The organism is Synergistetes bacterium HGW-Synergistetes-1, assembly GCA_002839185.1.
GTDB lineage: Bacteria > Synergistota > Synergistia > Synergistales > Synergistaceae > Caenicola.
This window is the reverse complement of the sequence record PGXO01000002.1, coordinates 87157-108368: the sequence shown is the minus strand read 5'-3', so window position 1 is coordinate 108368 and position 21212 is coordinate 87157. Positions and strand designations below refer to the sequence as shown.

The following is a 21212-nucleotide window of genomic DNA, read 5'->3' as shown; positions in this document are numbered from 1 at the left end:
CTTTTTCATAACTAACTGAATAGGGGTAAAACATGGACTGGTTTCCTCTTTATAATTCGTTGAGAGTAGCATTGATTTCAACATTCATTACATTTTTCCTGGGAATATTTGCCGCGCATTACATTGCAAAAACACCTCGGCTTATTAAAGGGGTGCTTGATGGTATTCTGACTTTGCCTCTGGTTTTGCCCCCAACTGTGATTGGATTTTTCCTGCTAAAAATTATAGGCCCGTTGGGACCGGTAGGTTCGCGGGTTCTTGAAGTATTTGGCTTTAAATTGACTATGACGTGGTATTCGGCTGTTTTCGCAACAACAATAATTTCCTTTCCCTTGATCTATCGCACTGCCCGAGGCGCGTTTGAATCATTTGACAGCACACTGCTCTACTCAGGACAAACTCTCGGATTATCGAATACCTTCCTATTCTGGCGGGTCGTGATGCCAAACTGCAAACAGGGTATCCTCGCCGGCGCAGTTCTCTCTTTTGCGCGTGCGCTTGGAGAATTCGGAGCTACAACAATGGTCTCCGGCTATATTCCAGGCAGGACCGCAATAATATCTACAACGGTATACCAACTTTGGAGAGAAGGAAACGACGCTCTTGCCTATAAGTGGGTATTTATAAATCTTATAATTTCGTTTATAGTACTGGTAACGGTAAATATGCTCGAAAATAGCTATAAACAGCCTGTTGGGGCAGCGAAAGATCATTTTGAGCATGAAGATTAGAGGTAAAAATGTCAATATACGTTAAAATAATTAAATCGTTCGGTAATTTCGTCCTTAACACCGAGTTTGAAGCGGGGAATGAGATACTGGCTCTGCTGGGATCTTCAGGTTCCGGCAAAAGCATGACGCTGAAATGCATAGCTGGCATAGTCAAACCGGATGAAGGACGTATCGTCGTAGACGGCGTAACATTGTTTGACTCAGACAAGAAGATCAACCTGAGCCCTCAGGAAAGACATGTCGGATTGCTTTTCCAAAACTACGCCCTTTTTCCTAATATGACAGTGGAGCAGAATCTTTATACCGTTCTGAAAAACTGTAATGGGCAAAAGAACACAAAAGAACGGTTAGACCTCCTTCTGGAAAGTTTTTATTTAACAGGACTTGAAAAACATTATCCTGGACAGCTTTCAGGGGGACAGCAGCAGCGTGTTGCTCTTGCCAGAATTATGGCAAGTGATCCTAAAATCATAATGCTTGATGAACCATTATCGGCCCTTGACAGTTATCTGCGTTGGCAGGTCGAAAAGGAACTCACAGAAATCCTTGGTAAATACAAAGGGAGCACTCTTTATGTATCTCATAACAGGGATGAAGTTTACAGGCTATGTAAGAAGGTATGTGTCATAAACAAAGGCCATTCTGAAAAGGTCAGTTCGGTCAATGAATTCTTCAATTCTCCATCAACATTAGCGTCAGCTTTGCTATCAGGATGCAAAAACTACTCAAAAGCAGAAAAACTATCACATAACACTGTGCATGCTTTCGACTGGAAAGTTAACTTAAGGTGTAATACCTTTATACCTGATGATACGAAATATATTGGCGTACGGGCTCATAGAATCCTTCCTTTTCGCATGGGTGATGAATGCCAAAACAAAGTTATTTGCCGCGTACTTGAGATCAGACATGACCTTTTTTCCGTTATTATTACACTGACACCTCAGGACGCTGATCCAAAAAAAGAATTTTCTCAAATTCAAATGGAACTGCCTTCTATTGAAGATAATTTTGTTCTGCCGGGAGATATTATGGCAGTAAACATCCCTATTGATATGATTATGCCCTTAAGAAAATAGGTAAATACAAAAATAAGCATATTTGGTCGTGCCACATAATTACAGCCCAAAAATTTATCCGCACTCCCAAAATCAGGCTTGTTGGTGATTGAGACAAAAAACCCCGAGTGATTTCAGCAGTTTTTTCAGGTCGAAGCTGCAGGATGCCATCAAGACCGTTTATTTCATCCCCCGATTCTGCCCTCCTGCCAGTTGCCTGCCATAACATAGTATTCTTTCAGCTGTCATATTGCCGATTTTCATGTAACTTTTTACTCCTGTATCCTTTGTCGCAGTAAACATCTTCCTGACAGCGGCCAGCTATTTCCTCCACTGGTTCAGTGTGTCCGACGGTGCAGCGATGTCATTCGGTGATCCCTTGTATGTCCTTGTTCCAGGTGTCCAATTGCCTTTCCGGATTGTGACTGATGCATTCAGCAAATTTTTTATTCAATAACTAATTTATTCATGCTTTTCAGTGACGATTTAGTAATTTGAAGCTAACTGAGCTTCTGCACATAATCACAAATGGATGACAATAGGAGAATCACGAATCGATAATAAATATTACTAAAATTAATGTTTTTAAATTAAAATAAATAATATAACTACTTTTAGTTACTAATTTTACTATATGATTTATTTATTTCTGTAAAAATACAAAAACATCTCTTGACTCGATAATCTGATCAGGTTATCATACTCGCGACACTTAAATGCAACCTAGTTGCATTTAAAAAATATCAAGGGGGTTTTTGGTTTGAGCAACGCTCTTTTTAGTTATGAAAAACCGTTTAATGATGTATCCAGAGATTACGCTCCGGGATCAATGGATAGAAAACTTCTAAAAGAAGCCATTGAGGAAATATCTTCTAATGTCGCAGAAATACCTCTTATCATAGGTGGAGAAGAGATCCGTACCGGCAATACAGGCAGTGTCGTTATGCCTCACGATCACAAACACAGGTTGGCGGTCTATCACAAAGCAGGAAGTGCGGAAATGGAAATAGCAATCAAGGCGGCCCTTGATGCCCACAATAAATGGGCGGGCATGTCTTACACCGACCGCGCAGCAATCATTATGAAAATAGCGGAGCTGATAAAAACAAAATATCGCTACATATTAAACGCAGCTACGATGATGGGGCAAAGCAAAAACGTATGGCAGGCTGAAATAGAATCAGCCAGCGAGACCATTGATTATTTCCATTACGGCGTCCACTATATGAGCGAAATTTACAAAAATCAGCCAACATCAGAGGATGGGGCCATTAACTGTGTTGAATACAGGCCTCTTGAAGGTTTCGTTTACGCAGTATCTCCTTTCAATTTCACCGCTCTCGCGGCAAATCTCCCGATGGCCCCTGTGCTGATGGGAAACACCGTGGTATGGAAACCGGCAACCACATCACTGCTGTCAAGCTACTATCTGATGAAGATTTATGCAGAAGCGGGACTGCCCGCAGGGGTTTTAAACTTCATGCCAGGCCCTGGATCGGTGGGCAGCAAGGTAGTACTTGCGCATAAGGATCTTGCCGGCGTACACTTCACAGGTTCAACCCAGGTTTTTAACGGTTTGTGGAAGGGTATAGCTGAAAATCTGAACACATATAAGTCATACCCCCGTCTTGTCGGTGAGACAGGCGGCAAAAACTTTGTTTTCATGCACAATTCAGCAGACGCAACAGAAACTGCAACTGCTATGATAAGAGGCGCTTTTGAATATCAAGGGCAAAAATGTTCTGCAACATCACGCTGCTACATTCCCGTAAGCCGCTGGGGCGAAGTTAAGAACCAACTGGATGAAATGATGGTATCCATAAAGACAGGAGATCCCCGTGATTTCCGTAATTTTGTAAATGCCGTCATTGACGAAAATTCTTTTGACAACTGCATGAAGTACATAAGTTACGCAAAAAAGTCGTCTGAAGCAGAAATAATCCACGGCGGCTCGGGGGATAAAAGTATAGGATACTTTATCAAGCCTACGATAATTAAGACCGTCAATCCGCACTTTTTGACAATGGAAGAAGAAATATTCGGACCTATCCTCACTCTTTTCGTTTACGATGACGATAAATTTGAAGAAACAATGGACATCTGCAATAACACATCTCCATACGCCCTTACAGGAAGCTTCTTTGCAAAAGACCGTGCGGCGATAAGAAAATCGCATGAGGCACTGAAATACGCAGCAGGCAATTTCTACATAAACGACAAAACGACAGGAGCCTGTATAGGGCTGCAGCCGTTCGGCGGCGGACGGGCATCAGGGACAAATGACAAGGCCGGGAGCCAGTTGAACCTCTTAAAATGGGTTTCCCCGAAGACAATAAAAGAAATCCTTATGCCGCCGCGTTGGTATTCATATCCTTTTATGGAAGATAAATAGACTCTGACAAACCTCTGTCTCTCCTTTCTCCTGGTGCCACCTACTTCAGGTTGGCGCCGATAAAAAAGAGCGGGCCGAAGATTTTTTCCTTTCTTCGTCCCGCTTTTATTGATTTGTTTGTACGTTCTGATCGGTCCTTGTTAGGCGGACAAGCTTCAATGTGTCTGATGAGGCAGTGGCAGAAACCTTGTCAAACAACCTCTCTTCACACTTCAGTTCAAGTAGATGTTTTTGATACAGTGATTTGAAAATATCCCCTATTTCCTGCAATATACAGTATCTATAAGGGTCCCGTCGCGATATTCAACTACTGCGGCAATTTTATCGTGATCAAATTCAGCAGGACGCGGGACGCCTGTGAGTTTTTCGACTTCCTTCTTCAATTCCGTGATATCAACGACCGGGAGCCCTGATTTTAAAGCAGAGCCAAGAAGATCTTCCCTGCGGGGGTTAATGCAGATCCCCCTCTCAGTTACGATGGCGTCTACTGTCTCACCGGGTGTCGTTACTGTTGTGACTTTGTTCTTTATTGAGGGAACGCCCCCCCTGAAAGAAGGAGCGACCACTATAGAGAGTTTTGCCCCCGCGGCAGTATCCTGATGTCCGCCGGATGCGCCTCTGAGTACTCCATCATGTCCTGTGAGTACGTTTACATTAAAATCCGTATCGACCTCAAGAGCTGCCAGGATGACGCAGTCCAGGTTGTTTACTATACACCCTGCATTAAAGGGACTAGCATACCAAGAGGCATCTATTTCGATGTGTTTCGGATTTTTCTGCATCGAATTTGTAACAGCCGAATCAAAACTCTGGACATCAAAGACTGCGTCAAAGAGCCCCTCCTCAAGCATGCCCGCCATATACCCACCCACTCCGCCAAGTCCGAAGCTGCCGCAGAGACCTTTTTCCTTCATATATTCCCCGAGATATTTTGCCACAGCCAGGCTTGCTCCGCCCACTCCCATCTGAAAAGAGAAACCAGGCTCTAATATTCCTGAAGCTTTCATCAGCCGGAAAGAATCTTTGGCGATCTTCAGGTCAACAGGGTTCCTTGTTATCCTTGCAGCTCCTGTCGCGATCTTTTTCGGATCTCCCAGACTGTCGACACATACTATGCTGTCTACCAGGTACTGCGGTATAGAGATTCTGGGATTAAGCGGATATTCCACAAGGTTGTCCGTTATAGCGACGACATGCCGCGCATATCTGGCATCCGTTATTGCATAACCAAGGGAACCGCATGCGGAAGGCCCTGTACTGCCTGTGATATTGCCAAGTGGATCGCAGGCAGGAGCTGCAAGGAATGCGACATCTATAGATATCGATCCTTCCTCTATAGCCCTGGCCCGTCCACCATGGCTGCGGATCACTACGGGTATTTCCAGCTCGCCGCCGGATAGAAGCTTCCCGAGTTCGCCGCGGACTCCAGAAGTATAAAGGCGGTTTATCAGGCCGCTGCGGATATAGTCAGCAATACAGTCGTGGGCATCCGGTATCGAGCTTGGAGCAAGGGTAAGACCTTTAAAACCCATTTTTCGCAGGACATCAAGGACCATGGGTATCACGGCATCACCATTTCTCAGATGGTGGTGGAACGAGATCGTCATTCCGTCTTTCAGTCCCGACAGTTCCACAGCCTTTTCAATATTTTCAACGACCTTGCTCCTGGCAGGCGCCGGACGGCGCAGCTGCATCTGAGCCCCCACAAATGCGCCGGGCTGACCGAGCATGGCAAATGGTGACTCATATGGAGCAAAAGACCCGACTCCGGGAAGTTCAAGAGGAACGTTTCTGCCCAGGGAATTCAGAGTCATATACATTACGAGCCACTCCTTTCAAAACCATAGAGATCTGCAAGGTCCAAAAGATGGCGGGCTCTTGCCACAACAGGAGCATCTACCATTTTGCCGTCAACAGAGATGACACCTTTACCCTCTTTTTTCGCATTTTCCGCGGCTTCCATTACACGAATCGCTTTTCTGAATTCTTTTTCGTTCGGCATGAAAGCCTGATGGATCGTTTCTATCTGATCGGGATGTATGGCCGCCTTGCCGGTAAATCCAAGACCCACTATCGATCTGCATTCCTTGAGCAGTCCTTCTTTATCACTGATGTCTGCCCACACCGTGTCATATACATCCACACCGGCAGCACGTGCTGCAACTACGACTCTGCTTCTCGCATAAAAAAGTTCCCAGCCCTCTTTAGTTTTCTGGACACCCATATCTGCCGTAAGGTCCTGTCCTCCAAGTGTAAGGGCCTGGACACGAGGGCATGCGGATGCTATAAAGAATGCGCTCTCTACACCCACGGCTGTTTCGATCATTGCATGTATTCTCACTTTTCCGACAGGAATGGAATTCGCTTTTTCTATCTCTTCAATTTTTTTGTCCGCGGCCAGAACATCTGCGGGACCATTGCATTTTGGGATCCTGATGGCAGCGGGGGAACATGGGATGATCTCCTTCAGGTCGTCATCAAAAAATTCCGTATCCGCGCCGTTTACCCTGACAGTTACAATGAGATCCTTAAAATCATAATCCTGTAAGTAGCAAGCGACCATTTTTCTTGCTGCATCCTTCTCCGTGAGAGCCACTGCATCTTCAAGGTCAAGCAGTATGCTGTCAGCTCCAAAGACTGGCGCGTGCTGGATCATGCCGGGAGAATCGCCTGGAATATAAAGCATTGAACGGCAGGGCTTCATTCTTTCGCCACTCCCTTTATGGCACGTATGAGAGCTGTTTCGAGTCGCGCCTTTATCGTTATCTCAAGGGCACCCTGATCCTGGATCGATATCTCAGCTCCGCTGAGGCCGTATCTTTTTGACACGTTCTCAACAAGCGCCATCGTCCTTTCAGCAAAAACTTCGCTGTTGGCCCCTTTATATTCCAGTTTAAGCTTTTCAGCCGGTGAAACCGTCACCAGGCAGTCGGATGATTCCAACGTCCCGGCGCTGGCGGTCTTAAGCAATATCAATCTGCCCATCACCTTTCATTCTTAGTCAACGGAGGAGGAAAATTTCTTTCCTCCTCCCTTTGATTATATTACTTTATCTGAGCTTCTCCGCTACTGCATGGAGAAATTCTTCCGTTGTAACGACCTTTTTGTCGTATATATCAGCTATAGATGCAATGTCCTTGGTCATTATTCCCGATTCTATCGTCTCTGTTGAGGCTCTTTCAAGTCTGTCGGCAAAGGACTGGAGCTCTTTTATCCCATCAAGCTCCCCACGCTTCCTGAGAGCACCCGACCATGCGAAAATAGTCGCCATTGGGTTGGTGGAAGTCGCTTCGCCCTTGAGATATTTGTAATAGTGGCGGGTAACTGTACCATGTGCCGCTTCGTATTCAAAGACGCCATCAGGGGAGACAAGGACCGATGTCATCATTGCAAGACTTCCGAATGCAGTGGCTACCATATCTGACATAACATCACCATCGTAGTTTTTGCAGGCCCAGATAAAGCCCCCTTCAGAACGTATTACTCTTGCTACCGCATCATCGATCAGGGTGTAGAAATATTCTATCCCGCATTTTTCAAAATCCGCCTTGAATTCTGCATCGAATATTTCCTGGAAAATATCCTTAAAGCGGTGGTCATACTTTTTTGAGATGGTGTCTTTGGTTGAAAACCAGAGAGGCTGTTTAGTAGCAAGCGCATATTTGAAGCATGAACGCGCAAAGCTCCTTATTGACCTGTCAAGGTTATGCATGCCCATAACGACACCGCCACCCGTAAAGTCATGGACCAGCTCTTTTTGAGCTTTTCCCTCATCGCCGTCAGCAGGCTCAAATGTCATATAGACCCTGCCAGGAGTATCAATGACCATCTCTACATCCTTGTATATATCACCGTATGCGTGACGTGCGATCGTGATCGGCTTGTTCCATGTTCTTACAGTGGGACTGATACAGTCAAGAAAGATAGGAGACCTGAAGACGGTTCCGTCAAGTATCGCCCTTATTGTCCCGTTTGGGCTCTTCCACATCTGTTTAAGATCATATTCTTCGACTCTTTGCTGGTTCGGCGTTATTGTGGCACATTTTACTGCTACGCCGTATACTTTTGCCGCCTCGGCGGCTTCCACAGTTATCCTGTCATCTGTTTCATCGCGTTTCTTTAGTCCAAGGTCGTAGTATTCTGTTTTCAGGTCAATATAAGGTTCAAGCAGGATCTCTTTTATTTCCCCCCAGATGACCCTGGTCATTTCATCCCCGTCCATCTCGACCAACGGTGTCTTCATTCCAATTTTCATATCATTCCCACCCTTCTCTTTGGATATCTAAATGTATTTGATCACTGCTTTTTTTCTGTTTATCTCACTCTGAAGATCGTTCTGCAGCGAGTAATAATTCATAAGGCATCCTGCAAGGATGATCTCCCTGTCCTCCCTGGTGAGGCCCGGCATCTTAAGCGTGATATCCGTCCTTGAAGCTCCGTGTATCACGACAGCATGGATCTGATCGTGGCCTTCCATGACTGCGCTGCGGATCCCGGGTATGAATATCCAGTCTCCTACGGAAAGTTTTTCCCTGTTTTCCCGGGCGATGATAAAGGGTATCATTCCCCAGTTGATGAGATTGCTTCTGTATCTTTTGGTTGCATACTCTTCTGCAATGTTTGCCTGGCCACCGAGTACTTTCTGGGAAGATGCCGCCTGTTCACGGGCAGAACCGTCCCCCGGTTTTACAGCGAATATTGTGCTGCCTATTCCTGTATTTTTTAGGGGATCGTTTGTTTTAGTCAGTGCAAGCACGGATTTAAGGTCAAAAGGTACCTCCCCGGATCCGGCATCAGTCGTCTTTCTGCGCGTGTTTTCAAGAGCCTGGACCGCTTTTGCCCTGCCTACATATCCCGGATCCTTGCGTGAAAGGGCGTATTCAGCCAGTTTCAGCGGATTGGAGCGAAGAGATGACGTCTCACCGGACGGAATAAGTTCATCCGTGGTCGTAACAGGATCGGTAATTACCGAGGCCACGCTGAGCATCAGATTTTCTGCCAGGGGATAGACCCTGGGCCACGGACGGATATTGGGACCATATACGAGTTCCCTTTCGGACTGAGGCTTTCCAAATCCGCGATAGACCTTTTTGTCGTATATCTCTTTTCGAAATGTATATTCGACATCATGGAGGAATTCCCCATATTGCTCCGCTGAGGTGAGGATCCCGCCATTCGCGGCAGTAGCCGCTATCGATCTGGCATCCATAAGAGCTACAGAAGCAAGCTGCCCGCCGTCAGGTTTTGAGCCCTCCCGGTTAGGGAAATTCCTGGTGGTATGTCTGATGCTTAGCCCATTGTTGGCAGGAGTGTCACATGCTCCGAAACATGGACCGCAGAAGGCTGTCCTTACAGTCGCTCCCACAGACATCAGGTCATAAAGGGTGCCGTTTTCCACGAGCTCCATCTTTATCGGCTGGCTGCCCGGATATACGCTCAGCGAAAACTCGCCGATCCCTGATTTGCCTGCCTTGAGTATCTGCGCCGCTGCTACGATGTTGTCCGGTGTACCTCCCGCGCATCCGGCAATGACGCCATGATCGACACAGAGACGTCCGCTGCGGATTTTATCCTTAAGGGAAAGCGTGAGATTGGGATTCTCTATCTGCCCTGAGGCTTCTTTCTCTACCTTTTCCAGTATATCCCCGGCATTTTCGTTCAGGTCATCTATCGTATAAACGTTGCTGGGGTGGAAGGGCAGGGCGATCATTGGCTTGACTTTATCAAGATCGATCACCACGGCTCCGTCATACCACGCAGCTTCATCTGGATCAAGCTGCGTGTAATCAGCGGGTCTTCCGTGTATCTCATAATATTTTTTCACACTGCCGTCAGTCCTCCATATAGAAGAGAGACAGGCTGTTTCAGTTGTCATTACGTCTATCCCGTTCCGGAATTCTACAGGCAGGCTGCTGACGCCCGGACCAACGAATTCCAAAACTTTGTTTTTTACAAAACCATCTTTGAAAACCGCCCCTATGAGAGCAAGGGCAACATCCTGCGGACCTACGCCGGGATGCGGCGAACCCTTAAGATAAACCGCTACGACCTCTGCACGAGGGAAGTCATAAGTATGGCTCAAAAGCTGTTTTACCAGCTCCGGACCTCCTTCACCTATCCCCATCGTTCCGAGCGCACCATACCTCGTATGGCTGTCAGAACCAAGGATCATCCTGCCGCAGCCCGTCATCATCTCCCGTACATATGAGTGGATAACAGCCATATGCGGAGGAACGAAATCCCCCCCGAATTTCTTTGCTGCGGAGAGTCCATAGACATGGTCATCCTCGTTTATGGTCCCGCCAACGGCACAAAGGCTGTTATGGCAGTTTGTCAGCACATAGGGTATCGGGAATTTTTTCATGCCGCTGGCTATCGCAGTCTCAATTATCCCCACATAGGTAATGTCATGTGATGCCAAGGCATCAAAATGTATCTTTAATTTTTCACCCGTCTTATCTGCATTGTGCGCCTGCAGGATACGACAGGCAATGGTTCCGTTTGACGCTTTCATCTTGTCGGGCAGGACACTTCCCATTGGATCGAGGCCTGCGTTTGTCAAGCGGTCGTTTATCTCATCCATGTTGATATTTTCCGCCTCTTCTACCAAGAGGTTTCCGCGGAGCAAATATACTCCTTTTCTGACCAACTTCAGCACTTCCATCCACTCCTTTTTGATTCTTCAGCTCTGTTCCTGCCATTTCACAAAATCTTACAGATATTCTGTTACCAGGATCAATAAGCCCATCTCACCTCCTCCACAATTACTTATAAAAAACCAATGATGCCCTTAAATGTAAACATTAAAATTTGCTAAAGATAATTTTAAAGAATGAAGTTTATTGTTTTGTACTCGTTTTGAATTCTACGGACAGGGTCAGGCTAATAAAAGTTTTGAAAATTAGCATTTTTTGTTAAATTATCTGAAAACACAAATTTTTATATTTATTATCGATAACGCTCTTAAGCTTGAAAATCTGCAGACAGATCAGATGAATCAAATGCTCTCTGTTATCCATGCCCCTGCTGCAGAGTGACTTTCCCCTGCAAATGCAGATACCTTGTTGCTTGCTAGTCTTTACTATTAAGGCCGGATGTGGATCTTTTATGATATTTACAAGCTATACCGCTTTCTGCTTTCGTTGTGTGTTACACATATATATACACATTTTGCTAAAACGTCAATATAATTTTCACAATTTGAGCCATATTTTGAATAGTACGTTAATTGCAAGCAATTCTAACATGAAAGATATCGGTAAATTTGACAATGTCTGACTATTTTTTCTGTGAACATCTGACCTGTCATGCTTCGGAACAACAAAAAAGACCGAAGGATCGTCCCTTCGGTCTTCCATATCTATTTTCGGGTTAAATCGGGTAAATGTCCCTGTCAGTCCTGCCTTCTCTTGAGAAGGAGCTTTATCGGCCTTGCCGCAGGCACAGCAACAGGGACTTTGTCAAAAGACCCTTCGGCCTTCATGTCCTCGCCTTCCGGCTGAAGCTTTTTGTCTTCCTCTTTCCTGTAAAGGACCTGCATTGACTTTGAGCCGTCGCGATATATCGTTATTCCCTTGCATCCCAGTTTCCACGCGAGGACATAAGAATCAAGCACGTCCTTCTTTGTGCTCTCGTGTGGGAGATTGACCGTTTTTGAGACCGCAAGGTCTGTGTATTTCTGGAACACTCCCTGGGTGCGGACATGGGAGAGCGGAGCCACATCATGGGACGTGATGAAAACAGATTTTATTACATTTTCCGGCAGTTCTTCTTTGAAGGCCTCGGCATAATGCCTGTTCACCTGTTTCATGATCACCTTTGTACCGTCTATCTGGGTGCGTACCCGGGTGTGCTCAAGCGCGAAGAGGGGTTCGATCCCCGAAGAACAGTCCGCAAGAAGAGCTATCGTTCCGGTGGGAGCGATGCATGTAAGGGTCGCGTTGCGGCGCCCAAGATGTTCAAGCGCTCCTGGTATGCCCTTTTCTTTTCCAAGTTCAACTGATGTTTTGTGCGCCGTATCTTTGATCAGGGACATTATCTTTTCTGCAAGCTCTATGGCCTGTTCGCTGTCATAAGGGATCCTCAGCTGGAAAAGAAGGTCAGCCCAGCCCATCACTCCAAGCCCGATCTTGCGCGTATGCCTGACCGCTTCGGATATTTCCGGAAGCGGATAGTGGTTTACGTCTATCACGCTGTCAAGGAACCTCGTAGCAATAGCTGCTGTCTTCTTTAAAAGTTCATAATCAAACTCGCCTTTTATCGCCATTTTGGCCAGGTTTATCGATCCCAGGTTGCAAGCCTCGTTAGGATATAGGGGTGATTCGCCGCAGGGGTTGGTACTGGTAAGAGGGCCAAGATCAGGGGTTGTATTTCCCCTGTTGATGGCATCCAGGAATATTATTCCCGGATCTCCTGTCCGCCAGGCTGTCTCTGCGATTTCGTCAAGAAGTCCGGCTTCAACTCCATCAGGGGCAGCCTCTGCTTTCTCCATAAAACTGTCGAAAACACCCACAGAAATATTGAAATTTGCGATCGTCCCATCTTTGTCCTTACAGTGTATGAAGTCGCGTATATCCGGGTGGTCAACGTTGAGGATGCCCATGTTGGCTCCCCTGCGCATCCCGCCCTGCTGGACCGTTTCCGTTGCCTTGTCAAAAAGGCTCATAAAGGAGATCGGACCCGATGCCCGTCCGTTCGTGCTGTTAACTTTTGCCCCGCTGCTGCGCAGGTTTGAGAAATTGAAACCTGTTCCTCCTCCGCTCTTGTGGATCAGCATCTGTTTCCTTATCGCCTCACATATGCTTTCCATAGAGTCTTCAATCCCTATAACAAAACAGGCAGCCAGCTGACCATGGGGGGCGGGGCGCCCGGCATTCATGATAGTGGGACTGTTGGGCAGAAATAGAAGCTTTGCCATCACATCGTAGTATTCGTCGGTCCATACATACTGGAGCGGGGCGGTTTTTTCGGCAGACGCGACATGCCTGGCTACACGCAAAAGCATCTGCTCAGGTGTTTCAGATGAATTTCCGAAATCGTCCTTCCACAGGTAGCGGTCGTTGAGTATCTCTCTTGCTGGTTTATTAAATTCCGGTTTCTGCAACATAATGATATAAAACCTCCCTTTGATCTTAAGGGCAATAATTCCGTCAAATTATCTGATGACAATAATTATAATAACATAAAAATTTATATATGTAAGTGGCAAAACACTATATGCAATAGAACCTTATCCACCAAACACTACATATTGTGTGGTTATCTATGTGGATATCAGTGAATGGGAAGGGGAAAGAACCGAAATTTGATATTTATCTGTGCCAGGTGTCCTTTGAGAAGAGCACGAGGATCGTGTACAGCTCCAGCCTTCCGCAAAGCATGCAAAATGAATATATCCACTTTGCGGCGTCATGCTGGGAGGCAAAGTTATCAACTGGGCCTACAGCCCCAAATCCGGGACCAACATTTCCAAGCGTTGTGGCTACGGCGCTGAAAGATGTTATCAGATCCTCTCCTGTCGCTGACACAGCAACGGAGGAAAAGACGAAAATCAGGACATATAAAACAATAAAGGTCGCCGTGGAAGCCACCATCCTGCTCTCTATCGTCTGATTTCCCACCCTTACTGTGATCGCTGCATGGGGATGGATAAATCTTTTTACTTCAGCAGCGATCTGCCGGAAAATGACCTGGATACGGATACATTTGATGGATCCTGCAGTGGAGCCCGCGCAACCTCCGATGAACATCAGTGATAAAAGCAGTACCTGCGTGAATGGAGGCCAGAGCGAATAATCCGCTGTTACATATCCTGTAGTGGTCATTATGCTAACAACCTGGAAGGCACCGTAGCGTAGAGCGTGCATAACAGTGTGTGAAAAACCCTGTGTGTAAAGGTAAAAGGATATGGCAAAAGTTGCTGCAAAAGCTGTCTTCACATAAAAAATAAACTCCGGATCTTTGTATGGGTTGAGGCTCTTCTTTTTTATTGCCAGAAGATGCAGGTTGAAGTTAGCTCCCGACAAAAACATTATTATGGTAAGCGCCCAATCAAAATACGCTGAATCATAGGCCGCTATACTGGCGTTTCTTGGAGAAAACCCTCCTGTGGATACAGTTGTGAATATATGGCAAATAGACTCATAAAAACTCATGCCTCCTGAGAAAAGCACGGCTATTCCAAGGATAGTCAGGCCCATGTACACCTTCCAAAGCATCGTCGCGACATCCTGTATCCTCGGACTTATTTTTTCCAGCACTGGTCCGGGTACTTCTGCCTTGAAAAGCTGGGTAACGCTCATTCCAAGCATGGGGAGCAGGGCAAGGGTCAGAACAACTATACCCATTCCTCCAAGCCATTGGGTCTGTGCCCGCCACATAAGAATACCCCTGGGATTCATCTCAATATTGGTGAGTATTGTTGCTCCTGTCGTGGTAAACCCGGACATCGCTTCAAAATAAGCATCTGTGAAGGAGGGGATGTAGCCTCCTGCAATGTAGGGAAGGCACCCCTGGAGAGAGGCGAATATCCATGCAAGAGCCACAGCGGCAAATGCCTCTCTTGTTCCCATATCCTTTGCCCTGGCCTTGCAACCAAATAAGAAGAGGATCAGCGAAAAGAGACAACCCGCTGCGATCGAAATTGTAAAGGCTCTGATGTCGCTGCTGCCATCTTTAACTGCCCATCCGAGCGGCATCAGCATGCATAATGAAATCAGAAAAACTATAACGGCAAGAAATCTTGCGACCACTCTTAATTTCACCTTGCTGATTCTCCAAGAACTTCCATTACCTGCGGCATTGTGTTCGCAGAGGCAAATACAACTATTTTGTCTCCCTTTTTAAGTTCTGTCCTTCCTGTTGGAATGAGTAGTTCCTGATTTCTCTCTATAAGGCCTATTATCGACCCGGCAGGCATGTGAAGATCCATAAGAGCCATGCCCACGGATGGCGATTCCCCTGACAGGGTCAGTTCAAGAGCTTCGGAACTGATTTCTTCAAAGACAGTGAGTACCCTTGAAGAGCCGGGGTAGCGGACGTATCGTATTATGACCTGTGCTAGTGTCTGGTTTCTGTTTACTATGGAATCCACTGGGATATGCTCTGTCATTCCCAGGTAATTCGACCTTTTGACCACTGCTATGCTCTTTGAAACTCCCAGGGTCTTGCCAAGAACTGCAAGCATAAGGTTGGTCTCGTCCTGATCTGTTGCGGCAACAAAACCATCCGCCTTGTCGACTCCTTCTGAAAGAAGCAGCTCAGAATCCGCACCGTCCCCGCATATCACCAGCACTTCAGGAAGTTCGGCCGCTATGCGCTCGCTCTTGGCTTTGTCCTCCTCGACTATACAGATCTCGATCCCGGGCGTTCTGGTTATCAGACGTTTGGCTGTCTGAAAACCTATTTTTCCTGCTCCTATTATGAAGACCCTTCTCAGTTTTTTTGAAAGAGAGGGCTGAAAAAGCGATTCAAGCTCATGAACCTGGTCCCGATAGCACATTGAATAGCATATGTCACCGGGCAGCAGAGCATCGTTAGCTTTCGGAACAAAACTTTTGCCATCTCTCTGGATCGAGACAACAAGTGTGATAAGATTTGGATTTTTCTTCCTTACATCACATAAGGGCATCTCTTTTATTACTGAGTCCTCTGCTATCCTGAAGACGTATATGCCCGCCTTGCCACCTGCGATCTCAACGGCATGGAGAGCTCCTCTTACCTCAAGAAGTTCCTCAAGTTCCCTTGCAACTGACCTTTCCGGAGAGATAAGCATATCTATGCCAAGGTCCTTTGCCCAACCCTCGTTATCTGTGAATTCAAGGCCTACAGCTCTGGCAATGACATGAGGTACACCCATTTTTTTTGCGATCCAGCATGACATTATGTTGACTTCGTCCTTGTTGGTACAGGCAATGAGAAGGGGTATATCCTCAGCTCCCGCCTTGACTCCGGCTTTTTCAAGGACACTGGGCCTGGCTCCGTTTCCTCTCACTACCATAACGTCGAGGTCGTTCTCGACACGGATGGCCCTCTCTTCGTCATCTTCAACCACAATTATGTCGTGCCCATCGGCAGAAAGATCTTTAGCAACGTTGTAACCTACTTCTCCGGCTCCGACAAGAACGATCTTCAAATCTATTCCGCCTTTCAAATAAATCAAATATTTGCTTCAATCAACTTTAGTAAATATCTTATAGCACCATACACGATAAAAGCAAGCTAGTAGAGTATATTTGCAACTATACCTGAACTATAGAAAACGGAGGCGGCTTAAGCCGCCTCCGTTTTCTTCTTTAAAATGCATTTATAAAAGTTACAGCCTAACCCTTTTTCTTCATTTTTTCAGCATCCATTGTCCTTTTAAGAGCCCATGCAAAGGAACCGAAACCAACAGCGATGCAAAACACCATGTTGAGCTGCCACATATTTATTTCCTCCTTTTTCCACTCAGGCCGGAGTTAATCCAGCTTGTTGGAATGGACAAGTTTCTTTGCCATGGTTCCGTTAAGGATGAAGAGGATCACAGCAAGGAGAGTCCATTCAACGACCATGGATCCGGGGGTATAGGCGTACTTCTGCAGCGGCCAGAACTTGAACCACTCTCCGGGATACCATGTCATTGACTGATATACCCACCAACCCCAGACCAGTGCAAATTCAACGGGGAAGAATCTGATCACAGTCCACATCCACTTGACATGCATATCTGAGCAGGGGGCGATTTCTTCTTTCCATAGCTTTTCAACACCAAACTTCATAGCAGCTATTGAATAGAAGAGTCCGACCATCAGAAGAGCCACTCCCCAGACCATGTCCTGGTTTTCGAAGATACCATTGTCGAGGGCTGACCAGCTTCCAACTACGAGGAAGAATGCAGTTACGAAAACTGTCGCCTTCGGACGGCTGAAGCCCATGTCCATAAGGTTGCGGCATCCAAGCTCGACCATCGCTATGACCGAGCTGAGCGCAGCTGAGAAGAGTGCTATAAAGAAGAGGACCGCCATAATGAATCCTCCGGTTGTATGGGCAAACAGGTTTGTAAGGTTGACAAAGGTCAGTCCGTTTGCGCCTGATTTCATTACTGCCATAGGATCGGGAGCGAGCGCAAAGACTGCCGGAAGTACGACCATGCCTGCCAGCATCGCTGCGACCATATCTCCGAATGTTGCGGTGAAGGCGTTGAGCATGATGTCCTCATCCTTGGCTGCATATACGAAATAGACGTGGAACATTCCCCAACCTGCTCCGGATGACCAGGCTGCCTGAGTAAAAGCTGCAAGCCAGACATTGGGGCGGGTGAAGTCGACCAATTCTACGTGGTACATGTACTCCAGGCCTTTCCATGCACCAGGGAGCATGATCACTCGGACGAGAAGGATAGCCAGAAGGATAAAGACCGCTGGGATCATTATTTTGTTTGCCTTCTCGATACCGCCCTGAACACCGCGTACGATAATAGCAGCAGCGATAAGGACCGCGGCCACAAACCACATCCATGCCTCAACTGCAGGAGGAGTTGTGGCAAAGTTCTTCCAGACTTCGGAAGTAAGCTCTGTGCCGCCTGCCTGTACCTGCGTAAGGAAACCGGTAAAAATCAGAGCAAGGTACTTCATGACCCAGCCAAGAACTACGACGTAGTAGCAGCCGAGCATTACGCAGACCATCGCACACCAGGCTCCTACCCAGGTCCAGTTGTCGCCCAGAAGCACCTTGAAGGCTCCAGCGTTGGCCATACGGGTCTTTTTTCCAAAAACGGATTCAGCACAAATCAGAGGTACCGCCCAGAAAAATAATGCAATGAAACAGATAAGAATAAACGCGCCACCATTGTTGCTTGCTACTTCACGCGGGAAACGCCATATATTTCCCGTACCGACTGCCATGCCAAGAACTGTTGCAATAAGTCCCCAGCGGCTTGAAAACTGATCGCCGCCCTGTTTGATTTCAGCCATACGTTAGACCTCGCTTTCTTATCGATATTTCTTATTTTGAATTAAATAATAAAAAGCAAAACAGACAGTTGCTCTCATTCGGGCCTGAATATTGACAGAAATACTTTGCAAATCCCCCTTTCTTAGTCATAGTCAATGAATTCGAATATATATACAAAATAGATATTCAGAACCCAACTTATTAACAGCTTACCATATATGAACTTTAATATCAATAATATAAATTTTGATAACCTTTGTCTTTTTTACCAAAAAATATTTGTGAAATATCTGAACAATCTGGAAGTACAAACTTTATTTATGCAATAAAGCACCGTTTATTTCAATTTTTTTCTAAATTTGGCTTTAAAACTTTCAAATTTGCTTCATAAAAAATTCAGTTCAGAAACATCAAGAAATATCTTTTTTAATATAAATTTTTATAAAGTATGACATATATGTCAGAATATTTAGAAATAACTATCAATTTGTTGGCATGTTTATTTTGGGATGGTATGACGAAAAGTGACAGACAAGGATATCCAACTTCCACAAAGACAACGATCGGGCAAAAAACGGTGCCCGATCGGGGAAAAAGATGTTCTTATTGTATATTTATATTAACAAAGAAGACCTATTGTATCGAATTTCGTTAAAAACTAACATAAATAAATAAAATTATTCAAACTATGAATATATATAATTTAATTCTTTAATTTTATCTCTTGTTTTTCTTCTAATTTTTTTTCCAGCCTGAGCAGTTCGTTTCTGGTATCAGAATCCATATTCTTCATGATCTCATTCCGATAGAGCATGCCAATGTCATTCCTGGAAAATCCCGGATGCGACTCAAGTTCAGTGTATGCGCTCACCTTTTTATCCTTAAAAAAAACATCAAAGTCTGCAAAACGCTGTCCCATCTCGTTGTATTCCAGTCCCATGGCTATCTTTTTAATTTCCTGCACTTCCATCGGTGTAAATATCTTCACAAGGTAGATCGGTACGCTCATCATCACCATAGCCTGGTCCTTGCCCCATCTTTCCGCAAGGACTACGCCCACCTGAAGGCCCTGGGTGGCCATCCAGAGCCTCTGTCTGTGTATATCAAAATATCCGTTTGCGTCATATATTTTGATCTCGACATCATTCCAGTCAGGGGTGCCCATTGCATCTCCGAGATACTCTATCCCTCTGATCCCAAGGTATTGGATAATTGCACCCTTTGACCTGTCATGTATCAGCAGCGCCTTTTCGTACATGTCGTTAGCGGAGACAGCTCTGTTTATCGCTTTTTGGGTAAAATATATGACTGACGATGTTCCTGGTATGTAATTTCGGAACATCGGATCCCTGCCGATTATTTCCCCGCCCAGATCTTCGTGTATCGCCCGGATGCCGTTCTCTATGTTGCCCATCAATCTCATCATTATGAAGCCTGGCATCATTTTGACCTCTTCAACACCACTTATAAGCCTCTTGTTGATCAGTGTACAGAGAAGGAGTTCAATAGAGTTTTCAGATACGAATGTCTCCTCTTCTTCTTCTTCGGTGAGCAGGTCAGAAGATGAAATAAAAAAAATCAGCCTCCTGTTGTTTCCATATATGCCCAGTGCTTTTTCAGGGTCCAGGGATACCAGTGAACCCCACTCATTGAGATATTTTTTAATTTCGCCAACCTTATCTGTTGCATGAAGGACAAGACTTTCCGGACCGCTTCTGACAAGAGAGAGCATTAAGAAAACCTCCTATTATAATGATATGCGTTTACGTTCGAGCCTGGCATCATTCGTCCCCGGCGGATATTTGAAAGGGATCACATCTCCTGTCTCCATGTGTATCAGGTGCATTTTTTCAAGTCCGTTCAGAAAAAACCTTCCGCATTCATCTATAGAAGTAGGATGTTCCATACTGTGTCCAAAGAGGTTGTACTCTCCGGCATCGTTCATTACGTCCTCATAAGTATGACCGGCCCTGAAACGGAAACTTCCTATGTAAAAACGACCGGGCCTGCTCCATACCTGGATCGAAGAGTTCTCTGTCATTTCAAGCAAACTCGGAAGATGGTCATGGTTTCCGGTAAGAAGGATGGCCCCACATGTTTCGTCAGTGAGCAGGTTCAAAAGCACACGAAGTTTTTTTCTGTAAAGATCTATCATGCCCGGCCTGGTCTCAAGCTTTATGTCATCTACGAGATCCCCTGTATGTACTATCCATGCCGGACGAAGACGCTGTATGGCTCTCCGCAGGTAGGGAAACATGGCCGAAGGGGTGTCAGAAATGTGAAGGATCATGTCCCTGCCGTCCAAAGGAGGAGGATTGAGGCCCGCCCGCACTGCAATATTATCTATTCTGCTCCTGATAGGACAGTTTCTTATCTCCTCAAGCGTCGGCTTGGGCAGGTTGCTCGGCAAGTGCAGAGTCGTCATGTTCTTCACCTCTTAAATTAAAAACTGGATTTTTATCTGAACTTCTATTCAAAATCAGACCTTTTCCAATGATATTATAGCAGGATGATGCATAAAAACCATTTCAAACTGCATGAGCACTTATGAACAAAATACTTGTTTTTTTACCAACCAACATGTAGGATAGCAAAAGTAATCGATTGTTCTCCGAGCCTGTCCGCCTAAAGATATTATCCATGGGGGCCGGGCCGTTAGGGTTTCGCTGGAAACGGCGGAGCCTCCCTTTGGAAAGGAGAACGGCTGTCTGTACTTTATTCGGCCGTCTTCTCCAGTGAGGACGGCCGATTTCTGTTTTTAAGGGATATTACACAAAATCCCAACCCTCCCTTGCGAGATCGCCCCCAACGATCTCGCATCTTCATTATTTATAACTGCAATTAAGTTGCAAATAATAGTAAGTTTTCTTTTTTTCTATTAAATTCACGACAAAAACAAATAAATAGTGTAGAATTACGTCTATGCCATATATTTTACTTTTATGGCTTTTGTCTCCTGATCAAATCAAGAGACTACCCTGAATCTGTTTTTCCTGCGGCGCATGCTATGGAAAACAGACGTTAGGGCGGATCTGGAAACGGATCCGTCTCCCATTGTGGAAAGGGGGCAAATATTTCGCCACGTGCGATATCAATATC

At 45.7% G+C, this 21212-nt stretch carries 15 protein-coding genes and 2 riboswitches; of the genes, 3 read left to right on the top strand and 12 right to left on the bottom strand.

Annotated elements, in window-relative coordinates:
• Positions 1–32: 32 nt before the first annotated feature.
• From modB to pruA, 3 genes are all read left to right on the top strand, one after another.
• Positions 33–731 (top strand): molybdate ABC transporter permease subunit, encoded by a 699-nt coding sequence (gene modB, locus CVV54_02430; protein PKL05145.1) that lies wholly within the window; start codon positions 33–35, stop codon positions 729–731.
• Between the two features lie 8 nt (positions 732–739).
• Positions 740–1810 carry an ABC transporter gene (locus CVV54_02425; protein PKL05144.1) on the top strand — a complete coding sequence of 357 codons (1071 nt, stop codon included), beginning with the start codon at positions 740–742 and terminating at the stop codon, positions 1808–1810.
• Between the two features lie 739 nt (positions 1811–2549).
• The gene (pruA, locus tag CVV54_02420) at positions 2550–4181 is read left to right on the top strand and encodes a 1-pyrroline-5-carboxylate dehydrogenase (GenBank protein PKL05143.1); all 1632 of its coding nucleotides are present in this window, start codon (positions 2550–2552) and stop codon (positions 4179–4181) included.
• A 257-nt stretch (positions 4182–4438) separates the two neighbouring features.
• Here pruA and citF read toward each other — a convergent pair whose 3' ends face one another.
• The 12 genes from citF to CVV54_02360 form a co-directional block, all read right to left on the bottom strand.
• Positions 4439–6001 carry a citrate lyase subunit alpha gene (gene citF, locus CVV54_02415; GenBank protein ID PKL05142.1) on the bottom strand — a complete coding sequence of 521 codons (1563 nt, stop codon included), beginning with the start codon at positions 5999–6001 and terminating at the stop codon, positions 4439–4441.
• A complete protein-coding gene (locus tag CVV54_02410) occupies positions 6001–6885 on the bottom strand; it encodes a CoA ester lyase (GenBank protein ID PKL05141.1) in 885 nt (294 codons plus the stop codon). The genes citF and CVV54_02410 overlap by 1 nt, the downstream gene beginning before the upstream one ends.
• Positions 6882–7166, bottom strand: a complete 285-nt coding sequence (citD, locus tag CVV54_02405; protein ID PKL05140.1) for a citrate lyase acyl carrier protein — start codon at positions 7164–7166, stop codon at positions 6882–6884. Before citD ends, CVV54_02410 begins: the two co-directional genes overlap by 4 nt.
• Positions 7167–7230: 64 nt before the next feature.
• Positions 7231–8436 carry an isocitrate dehydrogenase (NADP(+)) gene (locus CVV54_02400; GenBank protein PKL05139.1) on the bottom strand — a complete coding sequence of 402 codons (1206 nt, stop codon included), beginning with the start codon at positions 8434–8436 and terminating at the stop codon, positions 7231–7233.
• Between the two features lie 27 nt (positions 8437–8463).
• On the bottom strand, positions 8464–10839 hold the full coding sequence (locus tag CVV54_02395; protein PKL05138.1) for a hydratase: 2376 nt from the start codon (positions 10837–10839) through the stop codon (positions 8464–8466).
• 735 nt (positions 10840–11574) lie between these two features.
• Positions 11575–13287: a ribonucleoside-diphosphate reductase, adenosylcobalamin-dependent gene (locus CVV54_02390; protein ID PKL05137.1), complete on the bottom strand. Its 1713-nt coding sequence runs from the start codon at positions 13285–13287 to the stop codon at positions 11575–11577.
• A gap of 205 nt (positions 13288–13492) precedes the next feature.
• Positions 13493–14944 (bottom strand): potassium transporter, encoded by a 1452-nt coding sequence (locus CVV54_02385; GenBank protein ID PKL05136.1) that lies wholly within the window; start codon positions 14942–14944, stop codon positions 13493–13495.
• A complete protein-coding gene (locus tag CVV54_02380; GenBank protein ID PKL05135.1) occupies positions 14941–16314 on the bottom strand; it encodes a Trk system potassium transporter TrkA in 1374 nt (457 codons plus the stop codon). Before CVV54_02380 ends, CVV54_02385 begins: the two co-directional genes overlap by 4 nt.
• 187 nt (positions 16315–16501) lie before the next feature.
• The gene (locus CVV54_02375) at positions 16502–16606 is read right to left on the bottom strand and encodes a hypothetical protein (GenBank protein ID PKL05134.1); all 105 of its coding nucleotides are present in this window, start codon (positions 16604–16606) and stop codon (positions 16502–16504) included.
• Between the two features lie 33 nt (positions 16607–16639).
• The gene (locus CVV54_02370; GenBank protein PKL05133.1) at positions 16640–18133 is read right to left on the bottom strand and encodes a sodium-dependent transporter; all 1494 of its coding nucleotides are present in this window, start codon (positions 18131–18133) and stop codon (positions 16640–16642) included.
• Positions 18134–18816: 683 nt separating this feature from the next.
• A complete protein-coding gene (locus CVV54_02365) occupies positions 18817–19845 on the bottom strand; it encodes a hypothetical protein (GenBank protein PKL05132.1) in 1029 nt (342 codons plus the stop codon).
• A gap of 15 nt (positions 19846–19860) precedes the next feature.
• Positions 19861–20538, bottom strand: a complete 678-nt coding sequence (locus CVV54_02360) for a hypothetical protein (GenBank protein PKL05131.1) — start codon at positions 20536–20538, stop codon at positions 19861–19863.
• 172 nt (positions 20539–20710) lie between these two features.
• A riboswitch (molybdenum cofactor riboswitch) is annotated at positions 20711–20828 on the top strand.
• A gap of 250 nt (positions 20829–21078) precedes the next feature.
• A riboswitch (molybdenum cofactor riboswitch) is annotated at positions 21079–21196 on the top strand.
• Positions 21197–21212: the final 16 nt, after the last annotated feature.